Annotated in this window: 1 protein-coding gene; it reads left to right on the plus strand. The window is 60.2% G+C overall.

Annotated elements, in window-relative coordinates:
• Positions 1–1244: 1244 nt before the first annotated feature.
• A complete protein-coding gene (locus AB0C28_RS56140) occupies positions 1245–2162 on the plus strand; it encodes a hypothetical protein (RefSeq protein WP_358085765.1) in 918 nt (305 codons plus the stop codon).
• Positions 2163–2333: the final 171 nt, after the last annotated feature.

The raw sequence follows: 2333 nt of genomic DNA on the forward strand, positions 1-2333 counted from the left end.
GGCAGGCCGCCGTGCCACTCGCCCAAGACGAACGGGACGATCAGGCGGAAATTTCCATCAGCCGAAACTGATCAGGAGGGACGACCGCCTCCTGAGTCATCGAGGCTGGCGGTCCTGATTCCCCGCGAAGCCGGCCCTCGCAGTCGAGGTAAAGGCGCACGTCAGCATACATCAACCCCGAAAGTCAACGTTGAGGGCTTGCAAGATCACTGAAATGACGAAGGTGCATCTGATCTACAAGGATGCAATCGCTCAGGCCATGTCCACGCGCAGCAAGATTTACGACAGGAGTACGAAAGGTCGGTGAGATATCTGTAATACGCAAGCGGGTGGCGGGGCGTTCTGCCTTTACCGCCGCCGGAAGCCGACGCTTGGAGGTAAAGGATGTCTTCGTGGCAGAAAGCAGCCTGCATTGGCGCCGCGTTCATGACAGGGCTGGCCGGAATTGCTCTTGCGGGGCCGGTGTCAGCGACTGCGGTTATCAGCAGGCACAGCACATCGGAAAGCCCGGTCGCTTCCCGCAGCATAGCAATGTCCAATGGGGGTTCGGCGACAACTGAGACGCGACACGCATATCCGTGGTACTACATCGAGTCCTTCGGCTACTCCGGCCTGGCCAGTAAAGCAACGCAGTGGGCTAACTGCGTGGTGGCGGGCGAACGCTGGGAGAGCGCAGGCACCTTCTACTACCACTGCAAGGATGTTCCCTTCTCAGGCCCATATGGCACATGGGAGCTGTGGGTAGCTCAATAAGCGACATACCCGCTGGTCATGCGGTCTGCCACGACTGCAGGAACGTTCACCCTCACCCGGCAAAGACACCCTATGGCACTGCGGCACAATGTGTGCATTCCGTTCCGAGCGCACCTGTCGTGCGCCACTGGCAAAGGCAAGAGCCGCGCGGATCAGGACGGTGACTGGCAGCCTCGGCAGCCCTAGAAGGGGCGGGACGAGCAAGCAGTTCTGCCATGCATAGGCCAGTCTGCCCCAACATTTCACCGACGCCCGAGTCTACCAACCCCTACTTCCACTCCCCACATTCTGATACCCATGCTGGGTAGCCCACGAGCTTCATCATGCGTATCCGGCGACCCATCTATGGACTGACGTAAATGCGTCGAGTCAAAACAACATCATCGAAGACATCTGCCATTCGATGACGGAACGCAACGCACGACCTCGGCGATCCGTGATTCAACCAGCGCCGTTACCAGCCGACAACACAATCCGGAAGAAGGGCGTCCATGAAGAGATTGATCTCGGCGATTGCCGCCGTCGCAGCCGTCTTCGCCGTACTGCCGTCCGGCGTGGGATCAGCGGCGACCAGTCGCGCGGCATCCCCCGACTGCGGCAATGCCAGTGACCGGCAGACCGCGATCCGAGAATTCGTCCAGCTCGCGAGCGGCAAGTTGAAGATCAACATCAAGGAGGAGAACTACGAAATCCAAGCCGACGGCCCCAGCTGTATCGTCAAGCCCCGAGGAAGTGCGCCGGTCACCAGCAAAACGGTGACCGACTCCACCGGCAACAGGACGATCACGGTGAGCACCAGCACCACCGCCCCGGTCACGCAGGGCAGCGGGGACGTCTCGATTCAAGAAGACACGAAGTGGTATCAGCCTCTCTGCTGGGGCTCTTATGAGGACGAGGCTCACGTCGGCATCATGAACCCCATCTGCAGCGTATGGGGAGAAATGAAGTACCAGGGCGCGATCCAGGACAACTATGTGATGCGCATGTACTCCACCTGCGGCGCACGGAAAGGCGGCCCCGAGTTCTCACAGGTTTACTCATGCAGTGTTAAGACCGGATCCGCAGGCGCTCCAAAAACGTGGCTCACTGACTACAGCCCGAAGGGCACGACATCGCTGTCCAACTGCCAAAGCATACCTCTCAGCATCACGGCCGGACCGATCTCGGCCGGGACGTCCGTGACCACCTGCGAAAAACTGGCCCTCATTACCTCCCCCTCGGCGGTCAACCCGAAGATGGAAGTGGCCTGGCAAGGCAAATCGTACTTTGCGGAGGACAAGCGAGAGGTCGGATTGCTCCTCGGCGTATCCTCTGCCCGGGGGTCGCAGCCAGGGTTGTACATCGGATGGGACATGAAAGTCGGCCCCTGCAGTCCCGCCGGGGTGCCCTACCCGATATGCGCTTTCTGAACGGCTGAGCGGACCAGACGTTTCCGCCTACACAGGTGGGCCCGTGGATTCTGCGGGCCCACCGTTGTTGCCAGTTGAAGCTCTTTCCATCGTGACGCCACTGGTCAGATGGGGTTGCTGAGAACGGTGGCAGATGAAGGGCGTCCGTCACGCGGATACCACTCGGCGAAG

Origin of the sequence: Nonomuraea sp. NPDC048892 (assembly GCF_040649735.1) — a bacterium.
Taxonomy (GTDB): domain Bacteria; phylum Actinomycetota; class Actinomycetes; order Streptosporangiales; family Streptosporangiaceae; genus Nonomuraea; species Nonomuraea maheshkhaliensis.

Bases quoted from the DNA above. Each gene is read 5' to 3' on its own strand.
- AB0C28_RS56140 (WP_358085765.1), top strand. From the start codon at position 1,245: ATGAAGAGATTGATCTCGGCGATTGCCGCCGTCGCAGCCGTCTTCGCC.